The 14661-nt window shown below is 72.3% G+C and carries 16 protein-coding genes; 6 read left to right on the forward strand and 10 right to left on the reverse strand.

Annotated elements, in window-relative coordinates:
* Positions 1-275 precede the first annotated feature (275 nt).
* The 3 genes from ACFC1F_RS29210 to ACFC1F_RS29220 all read right to left on the reverse strand — a co-directional run bounded on the left by ACFC1F_RS29210 (position 276) and on the right by ACFC1F_RS29220 (position 2448).
* A complete protein-coding gene (locus tag ACFC1F_RS29210; RefSeq protein ID WP_209412753.1) occupies positions 276-686 on the reverse strand; it encodes a VOC family protein in 411 nt (136 codons plus the stop codon).
* Between the two features lie 261 nt (positions 687-947).
* Positions 948-1697 carry a hypothetical protein gene (locus ACFC1F_RS29215; protein WP_376162717.1) on the reverse strand — a complete coding sequence of 250 codons (750 nt, stop codon included), beginning with the start codon at positions 1695-1697 and terminating at the stop codon, positions 948-950.
* Positions 1698-2118: 421 nt separating this feature from the next.
* Complete coding sequence (locus ACFC1F_RS29220; RefSeq protein ID WP_376162719.1) at positions 2119-2448, reverse strand: hypothetical protein; 330 nt, start codon at positions 2446-2448, stop codon at positions 2119-2121.
* Between the two features lie 696 nt (positions 2449-3144).
* On the opposite strand from ACFC1F_RS29220, the gene ACFC1F_RS29225 reads away from it, so the two are divergent.
* Positions 3145-3852 carry a DUF4232 domain-containing protein gene (locus ACFC1F_RS29225; RefSeq protein ID WP_376162721.1) on the forward strand — a complete coding sequence of 236 codons (708 nt, stop codon included), beginning with the start codon at positions 3145-3147 and terminating at the stop codon, positions 3850-3852.
* A gap of 283 nt (positions 3853-4135) precedes the next feature.
* Here ACFC1F_RS29225 and ACFC1F_RS29230 read toward each other — a convergent pair whose 3' ends face one another.
* Entirely contained in the window at positions 4136-4471 is a 336-nt protein-coding gene (locus ACFC1F_RS29230) for a hypothetical protein (RefSeq protein WP_376162723.1), read from the reverse strand.
* A 394-nt stretch (positions 4472-4865) separates the two neighbouring features.
* Positions 4866-5240, reverse strand: a complete 375-nt coding sequence (locus ACFC1F_RS29235; RefSeq protein ID WP_376162725.1) for a hypothetical protein — start codon at positions 5238-5240, stop codon at positions 4866-4868.
* 260 nt (positions 5241-5500) lie between these two features.
* Between ACFC1F_RS29235 and ACFC1F_RS29240 the strand changes: the two genes are divergently transcribed.
* Entirely contained in the window at positions 5501-6439 is a 939-nt protein-coding gene (locus ACFC1F_RS29240; RefSeq protein ID WP_376162727.1) for a hypothetical protein, read from the forward strand.
* Positions 6440-6709: 270 nt separating this feature from the next.
* Here the strand turns inward: ACFC1F_RS29240 and ACFC1F_RS29245 are convergent, their stop codons facing one another.
* The 3 genes from ACFC1F_RS29245 to ACFC1F_RS29255 form a co-directional block, all read right to left on the reverse strand.
* Positions 6710-7315, reverse strand: a complete 606-nt coding sequence (locus ACFC1F_RS29245) for a TetR/AcrR family transcriptional regulator (RefSeq protein ID WP_376162729.1) — start codon at positions 7313-7315, stop codon at positions 6710-6712.
* Positions 7316-7333: 18 nt separating this feature from the next.
* The gene (locus ACFC1F_RS29250; protein WP_376162731.1) at positions 7334-7765 is read right to left on the reverse strand and encodes a hypothetical protein; all 432 of its coding nucleotides are present in this window, start codon (positions 7763-7765) and stop codon (positions 7334-7336) included.
* 358 nt (positions 7766-8123) lie between these two features.
* On the reverse strand, positions 8124-9326 hold the full coding sequence (locus tag ACFC1F_RS29255; RefSeq protein WP_376162733.1) for an Ig-like domain repeat protein: 1203 nt from the start codon (positions 9324-9326) through the stop codon (positions 8124-8126).
* A gap of 487 nt (positions 9327-9813) precedes the next feature.
* On the opposite strand from ACFC1F_RS29255, the gene ACFC1F_RS29260 reads away from it, so the two are divergent.
* The 3 genes from ACFC1F_RS29260 to ACFC1F_RS29270 all read left to right on the forward strand — a co-directional run bounded on the left by ACFC1F_RS29260 (position 9814) and on the right by ACFC1F_RS29270 (position 11802).
* Complete coding sequence (locus ACFC1F_RS29260) at positions 9814-10254, forward strand: VOC family protein (RefSeq protein WP_376162735.1); 441 nt, start codon at positions 9814-9816, stop codon at positions 10252-10254.
* A 121-nt stretch (positions 10255-10375) separates the two neighbouring features.
* On the forward strand, positions 10376-10900 hold the full coding sequence (locus ACFC1F_RS29265; RefSeq protein WP_376162737.1) for a hypothetical protein: 525 nt from the start codon (positions 10376-10378) through the stop codon (positions 10898-10900).
* A gap of 371 nt (positions 10901-11271) precedes the next feature.
* Positions 11272-11802, forward strand: a complete 531-nt coding sequence (locus ACFC1F_RS29270; RefSeq protein WP_376162739.1) for a hypothetical protein — start codon at positions 11272-11274, stop codon at positions 11800-11802.
* Between the two features lie 281 nt (positions 11803-12083).
* Here ACFC1F_RS29270 and ACFC1F_RS29275 read toward each other — a convergent pair whose 3' ends face one another.
* Positions 12084-12677 (reverse strand): TetR/AcrR family transcriptional regulator, encoded by a 594-nt coding sequence (locus tag ACFC1F_RS29275; RefSeq protein WP_376162741.1) that lies wholly within the window; start codon positions 12675-12677, stop codon positions 12084-12086.
* 123 nt (positions 12678-12800) lie between these two features.
* Here ACFC1F_RS29275 and ACFC1F_RS29280 point away from each other — a divergent pair, with 123 nt between their 5' ends.
* Positions 12801-13934: an FAD-dependent oxidoreductase gene (locus ACFC1F_RS29280; protein ID WP_376162743.1), complete on the forward strand. Its 1134-nt coding sequence runs from the start codon at positions 12801-12803 to the stop codon at positions 13932-13934.
* Between the two features lie 25 nt (positions 13935-13959).
* Here the strand turns inward: ACFC1F_RS29280 and ACFC1F_RS29285 are convergent, their stop codons facing one another.
* Entirely contained in the window at positions 13960-14631 is a 672-nt protein-coding gene (locus tag ACFC1F_RS29285; protein ID WP_376162745.1) for a hypothetical protein, read from the reverse strand.
* Between the last annotated feature and the right edge of the window lie 30 nt (positions 14632-14661).

The following is a 14661-nucleotide window of genomic DNA, read 5'->3' on the forward strand; positions in this document are numbered from 1 at the left end:
GGCGGGCACCCCGGACGCTCGGTGGTGTGGACCGGCCCGCCGGACCCGACCGGCCGCCGGTCGGGCGACTGCCGGCCAGGCGAACTGCCGGACAACAGCGGGGCGGAGCCCGGGCTCATGACCGGTTCAACGAGGACCAGGCCCCGGACCCGGACGCGGACCGGGCCGGCGACCGGCAGGGCAGGTGCTTCCGCTCCGGTGCGCCGCCGCGTTCCTCAGGGGGGTCACGAGGGTCGCGATGTCGGCCCGCACGGCCGCACCGGTACCCGCACGGCTCAGCGCAGCTCCTGGATGCGGATGAGGTTGCCCGCGGGGTCGCGGAAGGCGCAGTCGCGGACGCCGTACGGCTGCTCGGTCGGCTCCTGGACGACCTCGGTGTCACCGGCCTGCACCTTCTCGAACGTGGCGTCGAGGTCCGGGGTGGCCAGCAGGATCCAGCCGTAGGTGCCCTTGGCCATCATCTCGGTGATCGTGCGGCGTTCGTCCTCGGTGATGCCGGGATCGGCGGCAGGCGGCGCCAGAAGGATCGACGTGCCCGGCTGACCGGCCGGGCCGACCGTGATCCAGCGCATCCTGCCCTGCCCGACATCGCTGCGGACCTCGAAGCCGAGGACGTCGCGGTAGAAGGCGAGCGACGCGTCCGGGTCGTCGTGCGGAAGAGACGTCGTGTGAATGGTGAGCTCCATGGTGAGCAGGCTAGAGGCGACTCCGTGAACCGCGCTTCTTTATTCCTGATCGATCCGGACACGCCCGGACGTTCACGGGCGTGTCACGCGGAGCGCACTCGCTTCCCGCGACGGCGCATGTGATGCTCAGTCAGCCGCCCTCCAGGGGCAACTGGGGCTTGACGCCGGTCTTTTCGTTCCGATGCATCCCCCTCCCCCATCCTGGTTCGCGCCACGGGCAGCATCGTTCGAGTGTCGGAAACGATGGCACCCGGGGGACGGTCAAGTCGTCTGTTGTCGCTGGCGCGGAGCCTTGAACCATGGGCTGTTGCCGGCCCGCGTCCGAGCCGGGGTGTCCTTCCGCGGACGCTTGGGCCCCGGGCGGTGTGCCCAGGAATCGTCGTGGGGGAGGTCGTCGAGGCCATGGCGTTCGGCACGCAGGGTGGCGAAGTCCGCGACCGGCTCGAAGAAGACCTCGGCCTCCCCGCGGCAGACACGTTCCGCGACCAGGCGCAAAGCCGTGAACGAACATCTGGTGTCGCTGGTCAGCCGGCAGATGGTGTCGACGTGGTCGTCGGAGAAGGAGGGAGTGATCCAGATGGCGTGCTTGGCCCCGATGACCGCGGCATACTTGATGAGCCTGGCCAGGTGGTCGTCATCCGACGCCGTGAGCTGGTTTTCGATCACCACGTAGGCCGGGGTGCGCGTCTTGACTGCCGCTGCCGAGCCCACGGCTGCCAGGACGTCGATCCGTCCCCGGCCGGCCTGGTGCTCCGTGCCTACGAGGCGCAGACCTCCCATGATGCCCGCGGGTCGAGCGACCTCAGCCAGGTGGGTGGAGACCCAGCGGCTCAACTCGTTCTCGTGCTTGAACACCTCACGGGCGTTCACGCGCTCGCCGAGGGGCTCCCGCCTGTATGCCTGCACGTTCTGCCAGTGTGCCCGTTCACCCCGGCGTCGGAGCAGAAGAGGATCGCTGACACCGTGCGTATCGGGAGCGAAGTGGCCGGGAAGCTTCGATATCTCTACCACCGGTGGATCCTACGGCCTACGTCTGACAGCACGTCCGCGGAGGCCCGAGGAGCATGTCAGCGATCACGCATTTTCCCGGCTCCGCGGGGTCCGGCGTCAGCCAATTCGGCTGCTCGACGACCGTGACCGCAGCGCAAGCCGCCGCATCTGCCGGACGACGGACATAGCGACCGTGCACGCGCCGCGACGACCCCCGGCACCGCGGCCACACACCGTCGGCCGCACGCGCGTGGGCGTGCAGGACGATCCCCGGCCGCCGGCTGCTGTACGAGGTATTCGTACCGGCGTCGTTCCTCACGGTTGATCAGTACCGCGGACACGGACCCGGCCGCCACGAGGTCTGGGCCGAGTCCGTGCCGCGTCGATCAGAGCCGGACGGCCGGGGACTCCCCCACCGAACGTCCTCCCAGGGTGCGTCGGTTCAGGCCGCCGTATAGAAGGTCGCTATCACCTTGGCGTTGTAGTCGCACCACACCGTCGACGTCTGCCCGGCTCGGACGATCGGGCCTTCGTGGTGGTAGACGTATCCGTTGTCGAACCTCTTGCAGTCGATGGACCCGAAGAAGTAGTCGTTCGTTCCGCCCCGGCAGGTTATCGCTGCACCCTTGTGCCCCAGACTGCCTTCGACGTAGTTGGTGGTGCAGTTGTAGAGGGACGTCGGGGCGGCCGAAGCGGCAGGCGCGCCCAACAGCCCAGCAGCCACACCGGCAATGGCGGCTGCCGTCAGCGCCACGCGCTTTCGAACAGACATTCAAGCCTCCTGTCGTCGCAATTACATGCCATGACCTCGTCAACCTATCGGTCCTTTCGACGCTTGAGAGGGACAGAGTCGGCCAAAGTCCAGTCCCCGCTCGGAATCGCTGCCAGGACGGTCGGACCTCGGTCCGCGCAAGGGGGCACGTGATGCGGGGGCGGCCGAGCGTACGGCAACCAGGCGCAGCAGGAGCGGTCGGTGATTGCGGCGCGTCCACCCCGGGCCCCGTCACGGCCCCCGCGAGCCCCCGGTACTGCCACGGTGGGATCGTGACGGACCATCACCCGCAGGTGGCCGCCCCTGCACGCGCCTGGTGGCCGGCGGCCTGCCGCTCGGCCTGCTCTGCCTGCGCCAGGACTTGGGCTGGGACTGGGACTGAGCGCGTCGTGCTGTCGTGGTCGCGGTGCGTCGCGGTCTGTGGTCAAGGTCGTCCGGGTCACGGGTCTGTCCCGGTGGCCGGCGACGGCGTCGGTGGTGCGCGGCGGTGGTGTGAACCGGGTATCCGGGCAGGTCGGGGGCGGGGTGCGGCGCGGTACGGCGGGCGACGGCGCGGGTGGTTTCCGGCCGTACATGTCACAGCACTGTCCTGAGGGCAGCCCGGGCGGAACGGTTCGTCCGGGAGGGCGGTCCTGGTCTTCGGAAACCCGCTCGCACCGAGCACCAGGCACTGCCGCCCCACCCGGAGGAAACACCGTGCGCGTCCGCAAGCTCGCCTTCGCCGCCCTGGCCGTCACCGCCGCCCTCTCGCTCACCGCCTGCCAGGACGACGAGACGGGCACCGCGCAGGGCGCCCCGACCGCCGCCCCGACCACGTCCACGTCCACCGGTGCCTCCCCCAGCGGCGGTCCGGCCTCCGGCGGCTCGGCTTCGGGTGGTTCGGCTTCCGGTGCTCCGGCCTCGGGTGGTTCGGCTTCGGGTGGTTCGGGGAAGGGCAGCACGCCCGCCACCGCCGCGCCGGCCGGCTCCACCGGGGCCGGGAAGACCGCCAAGTGCCGGACCGCAGACCTGACCATCACCGCCGCGGACCGCACCATCACCGGCGACGCCGAGAACACCGTCGTGGTCGAGCTGAAGAACCACAGCGGCAAGGACTGCACGCTCTCCGGGTACGCGGGCGTCGACCTGAAGACCTCCGCGGGCACGCTGCCCGCGAAGCGCTCCGGTGAGCCGGTCGTCGCGGGCGTCGTGAAGAACGGCAAGTCGACGTACTTCGGCATCAGTTACCCGGCCAACACCTCGGGCGGATCCGGCGTCAAGATCACCGGCCTGGTGGTGACCCCGCCGGACGAGACCCAGTCGGTCACCCTGCCCTGGCCGGGCACCGGCTCGCTGCCCGTCACGGACGGCAGCGGATCCTCGGTGAAGATCGGCCCGATGGGAAGCGCCGGCCAGGGCGAGTGACCCAGCGCCCCGGTGCTGAAAAAACCAGCGGTCTCCCGCTACGGCGACGCGCCCGGCGGGCTGGCTGCCGGCACGTCACCTGGCCACCCCGCCACCGCCGTTGCCGCTGTCATCGCCCCTGTCCCGAGGGTGCGGAGCGCAGCAGGTCCGCGGCCCGGCGGCCGGACGAAGCGGCCGGGCGCAGCGGTCGGCCCGCAGAAGCCAGGCGCTCGTGGGCCCGGGCCCGCGGGCGTGGTACCACCGTGTCCTCGCGAGCGTGTCCGCCCGCTGCCGACGGCTCGCTTCAGCCCCAGAGCTTCGGGCGTCCGCGCCCCCGCTTCTTCACGGCGTACTCGAACGCCGCGTCGTACTTGCGGGTGAAGGACCGGTCCATGACGGGCTTGAAGTTCGCATCGAGCTGGACGACGAAGAACACGTCGGCTCCGACCACGGCCGCCAGAGGAGGGGTCGCCGCCTCGATCATGTCGGCGACTCTTCTGTATTCGGGCTCATCGACCTCGGCGCGGATCACCGAGGCGAGCTCGTCCCGGGCGCTGACACCGGAGTAGTGGAGGGTGTTCGTCACCCGGGGCCGCATGTTCGACAGCGTGTCGCCCCACAGCCATCCCCACTGCTGCACCGCGGACTCCCCTCAGTCACCGGTCCACCACGCTACGTGGAGGTGGCGTACCTGGCTAGACCGCAAGGGCCTCCGGGACCGCCCGACTCGGGGCGGAGCCACCGGCGGGCGGTCGGCCGAACGGCCTCGAACTCACTCATCGGCCGACAACCACTGCGGGCCGTGCCCCTCGCCCTCGGAGACGGGCGGTCCCGCAGTCAGGCCGCAGACACTCTCACATTCGGCCAACTGACCGGCACCTGGGGCTCCTTGCCACTCGGCCGGCGACGCGGCGGCCACTGCCTTGCTTCCGGGGCTCCTGCAACTCGACGTGCCGGATCACGGGCCCGTCAGGTGTCCGGCTCGCCGTAGGAGCGGACGGCTTCCGCGCCCCCGATGCGGCGAAGCCGGCGCGTCACTGGTTCGCCGTGTCGAAGGGCTCGTCGTGCCAGCGCCAGCCGGCGGTGCCGTCGTCGTGGATGTGCAGCATGAACTCGGCGACGGGACTTCCGTCGGGAAAAGTCATGGTGAGCGCACTGCGGATCCGGAAGTCGCACGCGTCGATCTGCTCCCAGTCCTCTTCGTCGACGGCCCGCTCCTGCTCCGCGAACAGCGGACGGAACTCTTCGAAGCCGGGAAGTGTCTCGACGTCGGCGTGAGTCCAGGGCATGTCGGCGCCGGTCACGGTCAGCCGGGCAACCTCCTGGTCGCGGTGGTGGAGCCGCCAGACACTGCCGGTGGCCAGGTTCGCGTTGGTCATGTCCCCCATGATGGCGATCACCACTGACATTGACGCTGATCCTCAGGTCCGCTGTGAGATCCGCTGTGAGATCCCCTCGTCGACCACGGGCCCGTCCGTCTCACACGGCGGACTCCGCTGGAGTGCGGGGGCAGGACACCACTGCCTTCGGGCCGGGCGGGTCGGGCTGTAGAGGGCGGCGGCGGGTTCGACGAGCAGTTGACCCTGACACGGTGTGAGGGAGTTGACTGCTTCCACCCGCCCGGCGCTCGCCGGCGGAGATCACCTCCATCTCCTACGAGAGGTTCGCCGTGTTCGGCTACGTCGGCTCCGGTCCGTACTGCTTCACCAACTCGCTGGCCATGATGCTGGGAGCGGAGTCCCCCTCCACCGCAGTCATCGAGACGCTGACCGGCTCACCGTTCGGCGCCCAGCTCATCGCCGGTTCCCTGCCGTTGTTCGACCCCTACGGCTGGCATCCCGAGACCGGCCTCGACGCCGCGGTCGCACTGTTGGGCTGGAGTTGCGAGCGCAGCGACGGCGGAACACCGGAGCAGGCCCTGGAGCGGTTGCGGACCGCCTGCTCGCAGGGCCCGGTCCTGGCCGGGCCGGTGGACATGGGGCTGCTGCTGTACCAGCCCGGCACGCCGACCGCCGACGGCGGTGACCACTACGTCGTGGTGCTCGCCGCCGACCAGGACACCGTCGAACTCCACGACCCCCACGGCCACCCGTACGCGACCATGCCCACGCAGGCCTTCCTCGCCGCCTGGGAGGCCAAGGAGATCAGCTACATCGACGCCCCGTTCGTGCTGCGGACCGGCTTCGTGCGCCAACGCCGGGTCGCTCCCGCCGACGCGCTCAGGCAGTCGCTGCCGGAAGCCGAACGGTGGCTGGCCGGCCGTGCCGACCTGCCCATGCCGCCCGGCTCGCTGGGCGGAGCCGCCGCCGTCGAGGCGCTCGCCGACCTGGTCGCCCAGGGCACGCCCCCGGGCATCCGCACGCTGCTCACCGCGTTCGGCCTCCGCGCGGGAGCACGCCGTCTGAACGACGCAGCGACCTGCCTCGGAGAGCTGGGACTGTCGCACGCGGCCTCCATCGCGCAACGCCAGGCCCGGATCCTGGGCGGCCTGCAGTATCCGCTGGTGCACGGCGACGACCAGACCGCGGCAGCGCACCTGCGGGACCTCGCCCCCACCTATGCCCAGCTGCACACGGCCGTGCGCGCGGCAGTGGGCAGCGCCTCCTGAGCGAGCCGGGAAGCCGCCCCGTCGTCCGGCGAGCCCGGCGAGTCCCATGCCGAGCGGCCGGACGGGCATGAACCGGGCACGTCCGTCCGTACCGGGCAGCGCACCGCAACGAGTACGCGAACAGCGGACACCGGCGCCGTGGTGCAGGGGGTGCCGCCACGGCGGCGCCCTGACCGGTCCCAGCGGTGCGGGTGCGCCGGCGTGGCGACCCGCGTCGGGAGTGGGCGGCGGCCGGGCCGGCGCCGCCCGGCCGGCTCCCCGCCCGGGTGATCAGCGGTGTTCGAAGCCGGTGACCATGGCTCGCAGGCCGGCTTCGAACCACCGCTGGTAGTAGTCGAGCGCGGCGGGGTCCTTCACCGTCTCGGAACCGCCGCCCTCGGCGCCCGGTCGCGTCCCCACCTGGGCCAGGGCGTGGCCCAGCGTGTAGACCCCGACGGACTGGATGCGGATCAGCGCCTCGTCCTGGTCGACGCCGGCGGCGGTGAAGCGCTCCAGCAGCACGGCCAGGGCCGGCATCGCCGTGTCGGGGTCGACCGGGTGGGTGGCCAGGAGAGGCACCGCGTTCGGATGCTCCAGCAGCATGCGGCGGTAGGCGGCCGCGAATCCGGTCAGCGCCTCGGGCCACGCCGGCCCGGAGTCGAGCCCGGTCAGTGCGGTGGCGAACAGGTGGTCGACCACCGCGGACAGGATGGCGTCACGGCCCGGGAGGTGACGGTACAGCGACATCGCCGCCACCCCCAGATGCGCACCGATCCGTCGCATCGTCAGCGCTTCCAGCCCCTCGCGGTCGAGCACCTCGATCGCCGCAGCGGTGATCCGGTCCACACTGATCTGCGCGGGGCGGCCTCCCCGGCCGGGTCGTGATGCCTGAGTCATGCCCTCAGCGTGACAGAGTCACCCGGTCAGGGTGACCGCCAGGGTGCTGCCCGTCATCGCCAGCGTCAGGACACCGACCACCATGTGCTGGACGTCGGGCACCACCGCACGCCCCTGCACGGGCAGGACCTTCAGCGTGCGGGCGTAGTCGCGGGCGTAGGACTCCCGCTGCGCGGCCGTACTGATTCCGAAGTAGGGCAGCCACCAGCTGGTCACGTGCCCGACCAGGACCAGCAGGCACAGCACCAGGGCCGCGACCTGCGAAGCCTGGTGGCCCAGCGCGACGCCACCGGCGATGAGCAGCGGGATCGGGTAGTTGACGGCCGCGTCACCGAGCCGCTCGCGGTGGTTGTCGCCCCTGAGGTCGTTCAGCGGGAACAGCGGCACCCACTCGGTGAAGACCAGCCAGGCCAGCCAGACCAGCGGCACGGTGACAGCAGTCGCGTACATGGAACATCCCCCTGATCGCACACTTGCGCATTTGAGTACAACGTAAGCTTACACAGTACGCATACTTGCCGAGACCACTGCCCCGCCGGGGTGCCCGACCGGTACCGCCGGTGCAGGCACGGGCAGCTCTACTGGACCGAGCCCGATCAGCCCCGCGCCACGGGCCGACCCCGCCCCGGGGAGGAGGACGGGTGCGCTCCGTGTCGGCGAGCCCGGGGCCGGCCTCGGGCGCAATGGAGGCGGAGCCCGCGATGCGTCCTCGCGGGCCCCGCCCGGTATCACGCTGTCACCTGCGCCGGCAGCAGTGCTTGTCGCGGTTGACGAGGGCGTGCCCCTCGGTGCTGCTGCGGCGTTCTGATCAGGGGTTCACCGTCACGGTGATGGTCTCGGGGTTGGCACTGTTGTCCTGGTACACCGAGTCGCCGCTGTAGACGGCGGTGATGGTGTGGATGCCGGCAGTGCGGAAGGCGGTGACCGTCCCGCCGGCGGCGCACCTGCCGAGGGAGAGGAACAGGCGTCCCGTGCCGAGGGTCGTCCCGGTGGTGGTGTCGGTGAACGTGACGGTTCCGGTGGGCCTGGTCGTGGAGCTCCCGCCGGGGCAGACGATGTCGTTGAGCACGACCGGCGAGCCGATCCGGGTGCGCTGGGGCATCGCGGTCATGGTCGTGGTGATCGGCTCGCCCACGGTGTAGCTGATGATCACCTGGCCGTTGTGGTTCGCCGTCCCGATCGTGGACAGCGCATAGGACGTCCCGGTGCCCGACGGGGTCGCGAAGCTGCTCCCGCCACCGCCGCCGCCGCCGCTTGCCGCGGTGCCGGTGTTGTTGACGGCACCGCTGCCGCCGCCCCCGCCGGCGAAGTACCCGCCGCCCCCGCCCCCGCCCGCACCGGTGGCAGTGGCGGCACAGCCGCCGTCGATCGCTCCGCCGGTGCCGCCGGTGCCGATCGTGGTACCGGCGAACCCGCCTCCCGGCCCACCCGGCGTGGCGTTGCACAACGGGACGGTGCCGGCCGTCCCGCCCGCACCACCCGTGGTCGTGCTGGTGCTGCCGCCGCCCCCACCGTGCCCTGCCGCGGCCCCAGGGCCGGTGGCGCTTCCCGCGGTACCGGCGGTGGCGTCCGGCGTCGTCCCGCCGTTGCCTCCGTTCCCTCCCGTGAGGGTCGCCCCGGTGCCGCCGGCGGCACCGCCGCCCCCGGCGACCACCAGGAAGGAGCCCACGCTGACGCTGGAAGCCCCGCCCCCACCCGGCCCTTCCGCCCGGAAACCGGTGACCGGGATGCCCCCGCCCGAAGCGCCGCCGTTGAACCCGCCGGCACCCCCCGTCCCCGAGCCGTTGCAGCCCTTTCCGCCCGTGCCGCCGACGTTGACGGTGACCGTCGTCGGGGCGGTGGTCTGCGGGAGAGTGGTGACGACCCGCGCCCCCGTCCCGCCCGTCCCCGTGACGGAACAGGAGGTACCGGTGCCGTCGGCGCCGCCCGCGCCGTCGGCGGTGATCGTGACCACCGCCTGGGCCGGGATGGTGAGGCTCTGCGGGGCGCCGGTGAAGCCGAAGGTGAACACCGGGTCACTTCCTCGGGTCCGCACCGGGGTGGTGGCCGGCGCCGACCCCGTTGCCGCGGCGGTCGCGGGGATCGGCCCGGTACCGGCCAGCGCCACGCACACCCCCGCCACGACCCCGGCCTGCCGCCACCGCGCACGAGCGCGGACGCCTGCCTCTCCTTCGGCGACGGGATGTCCTGGGGCGTGGTGTCTGATCACTGGTGTCTCCCGCTGTGATGGCTTGAGGTGCTTCGGGGTGCTGGATCACGCGACCGGTGCAGCGGTGGTGTCCCTGGTCCGGAGCGTGATCAACAGGCACAGCGTGACGACCGGACGGCCCTTGCGCCCCGATTGCTCCGACCGCGGCATGCCACACACCATCACACCGGGCGGCACACGAACTCCTCCGGAAATCAGCCCGCTGACGGGTGTCGAGAACGGGCCGCCGGCTCCGTCCCCGGTATACCGGTGGCCTCGAAGGGCCGCGCAACGCAGAGGGAGAACCGTCTTGACGCTCCAGCGGATGGACAACGTCGGCATCGTTGTCGAGGACCTGGACGCCGCCGTCGCCTTCTTCACCGAACTGGGCCTGGAGGTCGAGGGCAGAGCGCAGATCGAGGGCCTCTTCGCGGATCAGGCCGTCGGACTCGACGGAGTCCGCAGCGACATCGCGATGATGCGGACCCCGGACGGCCACGGCAAGCTGGAGCTCGCGCAGTACCACGCCCCCGCCGCGATCGACGACGGATCGTCCGACCCGCCGCCGAACACGCTGGGCCTGCACCGGGTCATGTTCGCCGTCGACGACATCGACGACACCATCGCCCGCCTGCGCCCCCACGGCGCCGAACTCCTCGGCGAGGTAGCGCAGTACAAGGACGTCTACCGTCTCTGCTACCTCCGCGGCCCCTCAGGCATCATCCTCGCCCTGGCCGAACAGATCGGCTGACGGCCCTTCACGGCCGGCCCGCGAGGCCGGGCCCGGCGGCGGCGCAGGCGGCGGCGCAGGCGGCGTCCGGCGACGCGATATCGGCTTCGCGAACGCCGGCGGCGCGTGGCAGCATGCCGCCATGGCGACGAGCGAAGCCCCCGCAACGGTGGACGAGGCAGTGCGTGAGCTCCGGGGGCTCGCCCACGAGTGGGTCGACGGCCGGCGCGCGGACCCGGACGTTCTGATCCAGACCGCACTCCGCGCCCTTGTCGCCGGGGTCGACACACCGTCGCTGTGGCTCCTCGCCTGGCTGTTGAGTGGCGAGGAGGACCAGGCCTCGGAGCTGTTCGACCGGGTGATGGACGAGCTCGGGTTCGGCTTCCACCCGCCCGAGGACTACTGGGAGGGCCGGCTGGCGCTCGCCCGCTGGTGGGCCGCCGAGATCGTCGGCGGATGGCTCGACCCCTTCGAGGGCGCCGAACTCATCATCGAGAACGTCGCGGAGGCTTACGGGCCGTCCGAGGAGTTGGCGCCCCTGGTCGACGCGCTGGGAGTGCTCTGGGACCGCGGGCCGCAGACGCCCCCGGACGAGGCCGTCACTTACCTGACCCGGGCCGCCCGCGAACTCCTCGCCCGCATCCCGCCGGCCGCAGTCCGGCCGTGACGGTCGGCGCGAGCGGGGCGGGCCGCCGCCGCCGCACGTCCCGGACTGCTCGCGGGGCACGGGCCGGCGCCGGCTACTCGCCCTCACCGGCCGGCGGAGCGAACTCTCGTGCAGGTGGAAGGGGTTACCCCCCGGGGCGTCAGAGGCACGTGCCCCCGGCCGTCCGCGGCCGAGCAAGGCCCCGGCCGGGCGACGCCCCTGCCGGGAGAGGCCCCGGCCGCGGACGGTGACGCCGGTCATCGAGGCGAGGACCGACGGGCGAAAACAGTGACAGACGGGTGAACGCCGGCGGGTCGGGCCACGTACCGGAGGGTGGCACGCTCGCACGGGCCCCGCTCCGGGGCCGGCGGTCCGCGGAAGGAGCATCGATCATGCGCCGTCTCCTCTGGGCAACCATGGCGCTGCCCGCAATCGCCCTGGGGGTCGCTGCGTGCAGCAGCGGTAGCAGCACCCCGTCCTCCTCGCCCGCCTCGTCCGCACCGGCGGCGGTGTCACCCGGCGCGCCCTCGTCCCCGCCGGCGGCCGCGGCCGGCTCGGGCGGGACCGTCGTCGCAGTGCACACCTCGAACCTGGGGATGATCCTCACCGACAACCAGGGCCGCACGGTGTACCTGTTCGAGAAGGACTCCCCCACCATGTCGAACTGCGCCGGCACCTGCGCCTCGGCCTGGCCGCCGCTGACCACCAGCGGCGCCCCGCAGCCGGGCACCGGTGTCACCGCGTCCGAGCTCGGCACCGTCACCCGCGCCGACCACAGCGTCGAGGTGACCTACCACGGCCACCCGCTCTACTACTTCTCGGGTGACCACAACCCTGGCGACACCAACGGCCAGGGGTCCCAGGCGTTCGGTGCGGGCTGGTACGTGCTCAACCCCGCCGGGAACAAGATCGACAACGACTGAGGCCGTCAGCAGCCGCCGAACGCCGCGAGGCCTGCGGGCGGCGCGCGCCGGTCGCCGGCTGCGGGAACTCGGGCAGGAGGGCCTCCCGCCTCTGCCGGGCCCGCTCCATCTCCCGGACCAGCGCGGGGTGGTGCAGGGCACCCGGGGCCCGGGTGGAGGTCGGGCTGGAGGTTGAGCGGCCGGCAGCGGCGGCCACTCACGGCCTCGCCCGGCCTCGTCCGGCCTCGCCCGGCCTCGCTCGGCTCGGGCGCGGCCGGCGCAGACCGGGTCAGCCGCCCGGGTCAGCTGCCCGGGTGGGAGGCCGCCCAGCCGTGTTCGAGCAGGGCGAAGGCCTCGTCGGCGGCGCGGTGCGGCTCGGCGTGCCGCAGGATGAGGCCGCGGGCCTCCAGGGCGAAATGAGCCAGGGCGGCGCAGCTGACGTCGCCCTCGGGGGCGCCGGCGGCCTCGGCGATGGCCCGTGCCAGGGCCGCTTCGTGGCGCGTCCACATGCGGTGGGCGTAGTCACGCAGTGCAGGGGTCTCCTGCACCATGCGCGTGAAGTCGGCGAACCGCGGATCCGTGGCGTGCACGGCGAACTGGGTCTGCCCCCGCAGGATGTGCTCGCGCAGGGCCTGGGGGATCGACGTGCCGGGGGTGCGGTCGCGCACGGCGGCGACGAGCGCCCCCTCCAGGTCGTCGTCCTGGTCGAAGACCAGGGCTTCCTTTCCGGAGAAGTGCTTGAACAGGGTGGTCACCGAGACGTCGGCGGCGTCGGCGATTTCCTTGACGCCGACCTGGTCGTAGCCGCGGTCGAGGAAGAGCTCGAGTGCGGCGTCGGCCAGGGACTGGCGGGTCTGGGCCTTCTTGCGCTCGCGGCGCCCGGTCGGTTCGGTCACCCGCATACCGTACCTCAGGGTGAATCCACTGCAAAAGTGGAGTCGTTGCACTTATTTAACGAGTGTGCTTTCTTGGTGGGGCCGGACCTCCCGGCGGCTCACCCACCCCCTGAGGGACACCCCATGACCCCTGTTCCGAACCCTGCCCCGAACCCTGCCCGTGGTCCCCGCGTCGCGATCGTCGGCGCCGGCCTCGGCGGCCTCACCTGTGCCCGGGTCCTGCAGCAGCACGGCCGCTCCGTCACCGTCTTCGAACGCGAGGCCTCCGCCGACGCCCGCCCGCAGGGCGGCACCCTCGACCTGCACGCCGACACCGGCCAGGCCGCCCTGCGCGCGGCGGGGCTCCTCGACCGGTTCCTTGCCCTCGCCCGCCCCGAAGGCGAGGAGTGGCGCGTGCTCGACTTCGCCGACGCCGCCCTCCTGACGCATCAGGGGCCTTCCGCCGACGGCGGCCGGCCGGAGATCGACCGGGGCCAACTGCGCGGCCTGCTCCTGGACTCGCTCACCGAGGGCACGGTGCGGTGGGACCGCGCCGTCACCGGGGTCACCCCGCTGACGGACGGCACCTGCCGGCTGCTCTTCGGCGACGGCACCACCCAGGGCTTCGACCTGGTGGTCGGCGCCGACGGCGCCTGGTCGCGCGTCCGCCCGGCCCTGTCGCACGCCGGACCCGGCTACACCGGTGTCACCTTCGTCGAGACCGGATTCGACCACTGCGACACCCGCCATCCCGACCTCGCGCGGCTGGTCGGCAACGGATCGATGCTGGTGAAGGGCGCCGGCAGGTCCCTGGTCGCCCAGCGCAACAGCAACGGCCACATCCGCGCCTACATCGCGTTCCGCGCGCCGCAGGACTGGCACCTGGCCGCCGGCATCGACCTCGACGACCGGCGGGCCGTGCGGACGCACCTGCTGGAGATGTTCGACGGCTGGGACGAGAGCCTGCGCTACGTCCTGCGCAACAGCGACAGCGGGTTCGTCAACCGGCCCCTGTTCGTCCTGCCCGCACCGCACACCTGGGAGCACGTTCCCGGCGTCACACTGCTCGGCGACGCCGCGCACCTGATGCCCCCGGTCGGGCTGGGCGCCAATCTCGCCATGCTCGACGGCTCCGACCTCGCCCACGCCCTCGTCACCGAACCCGGCGTCGACGACGCCGTCCGCGCCTACGAAGGCATCATGCTGCCGCGCTCGGCCGAGGCCGCGACGGGCAGCGCGCAGGGACTCGACCACCTCGTCCCCGCAGCGGCCTCCTGAGCCGGCTCCACCGCCCTACCCGGCGTCAAACCCGCCCGTAGTGTGCGAGGTATCCCGCGAGCTCGTCGTCCATGCCCTCCTCGCCGTAGCCGTGCAGCACGAACCACAGGCGGTTCTCCACCCAGAAGCGGTACGCGAACTCCTCGAACGAGGAAGCGCACCGGGCGACGGCCCCGAACCAGTCCACCGGCACGCCCGGTTCGTCCCACTCGGGCGCGTGCGCGAGGTCCAGCGGGGAGGCCACCACGAAGGCCTCACCGGTGGGACGGAGGTAGAGGTACCAGTGCACGCAGTCCTGCTGGTCGCGCAGGAAGCGGACCAGGAAGGCACCGGGCTCCACCGGGCTCGGTATCGGCGAGGAGACATCCGTCCAGCAGGCCGTGGCCGACACCGCGTCCAGGGCCCGGTGGCTGCCGGCGCCGGTCTGGAAAGCGGTGAAGTCGGCGGGCAGCACGACCCCGGCGCACGCCAGCTCGGCGGCGACGGCATCGAGGTGCCCGGCGAGCTCCGGCACCACCGGGCCCGTGCCGCCGAGCCACCCGAACCCGCCGTCGAAACGCGCCGGGTCCAGTGGCGGCAGCATGTCGGGGTCGTACCACTCGTACGTGCCGCCGCACGGGCGGTGCGGGCCGAGGTCGGTGGCGCACCAGAGGGCCTGGAAGACGGGGCGGGAGGTCGGCTCGGTGGCGGCGGTCACGGTACTCCTCGGCGCGGGCTGCTGCATCGC

The sequence above is a fragment of the Kitasatospora sp. NPDC056181 genome (assembly GCF_042266225.1).
Classification (GTDB): Bacteria; Actinomycetota; Actinomycetes; order Streptomycetales; family Streptomycetaceae; genus Kitasatospora.

What these genes read in the sequence shown, in the direction of transcription:
- ACFC1F_RS29235 (WP_376162725.1), bottom strand. Translation starts at nt 5,240, where the DNA reads ATGTCAGTGGTGATCGCCATCATGGGGGACATGACCAACGCGAACCTG.
- ACFC1F_RS29270 (WP_376162739.1), top strand. Translation starts at nt 11,272, where the DNA reads ATGCGCCGTCTCCTCTGGGCAACCATGGCGCTGCCCGCAATCGCCCTG.
- ACFC1F_RS29250 (WP_376162731.1), bottom strand. Translation starts at nt 7,765, where the DNA reads ATGTACGCGACTGCTGTCACCGTGCCGCTGGTCTGGCTGGCCTGGCTG.
- ACFC1F_RS29265 (WP_376162737.1), top strand. Translation starts at nt 10,376, where the DNA reads ATGGCGACGAGCGAAGCCCCCGCAACGGTGGACGAGGCAGTGCGTGAG.
- ACFC1F_RS29280 (WP_376162743.1), top strand. Translation starts at nt 12,801, where the DNA reads ATGACCCCTGTTCCGAACCCTGCCCCGAACCCTGCCCGTGGTCCCCGC.
- ACFC1F_RS29210 (WP_209412753.1), bottom strand. Translation starts at nt 686, where the DNA reads ATGGAGCTCACCATTCACACGACGTCTCTTCCGCACGACGACCCGGAC.
- ACFC1F_RS29245 (WP_376162729.1), bottom strand. Translation starts at nt 7,315, where the DNA reads ATGACTCAGGCATCACGACCCGGCCGGGGAGGCCGCCCCGCGCAGATC.
- ACFC1F_RS29220 (WP_376162719.1), bottom strand. Translation starts at nt 2,448, where the DNA reads ATGTCTGTTCGAAAGCGCGTGGCGCTGACGGCAGCCGCCATTGCCGGT.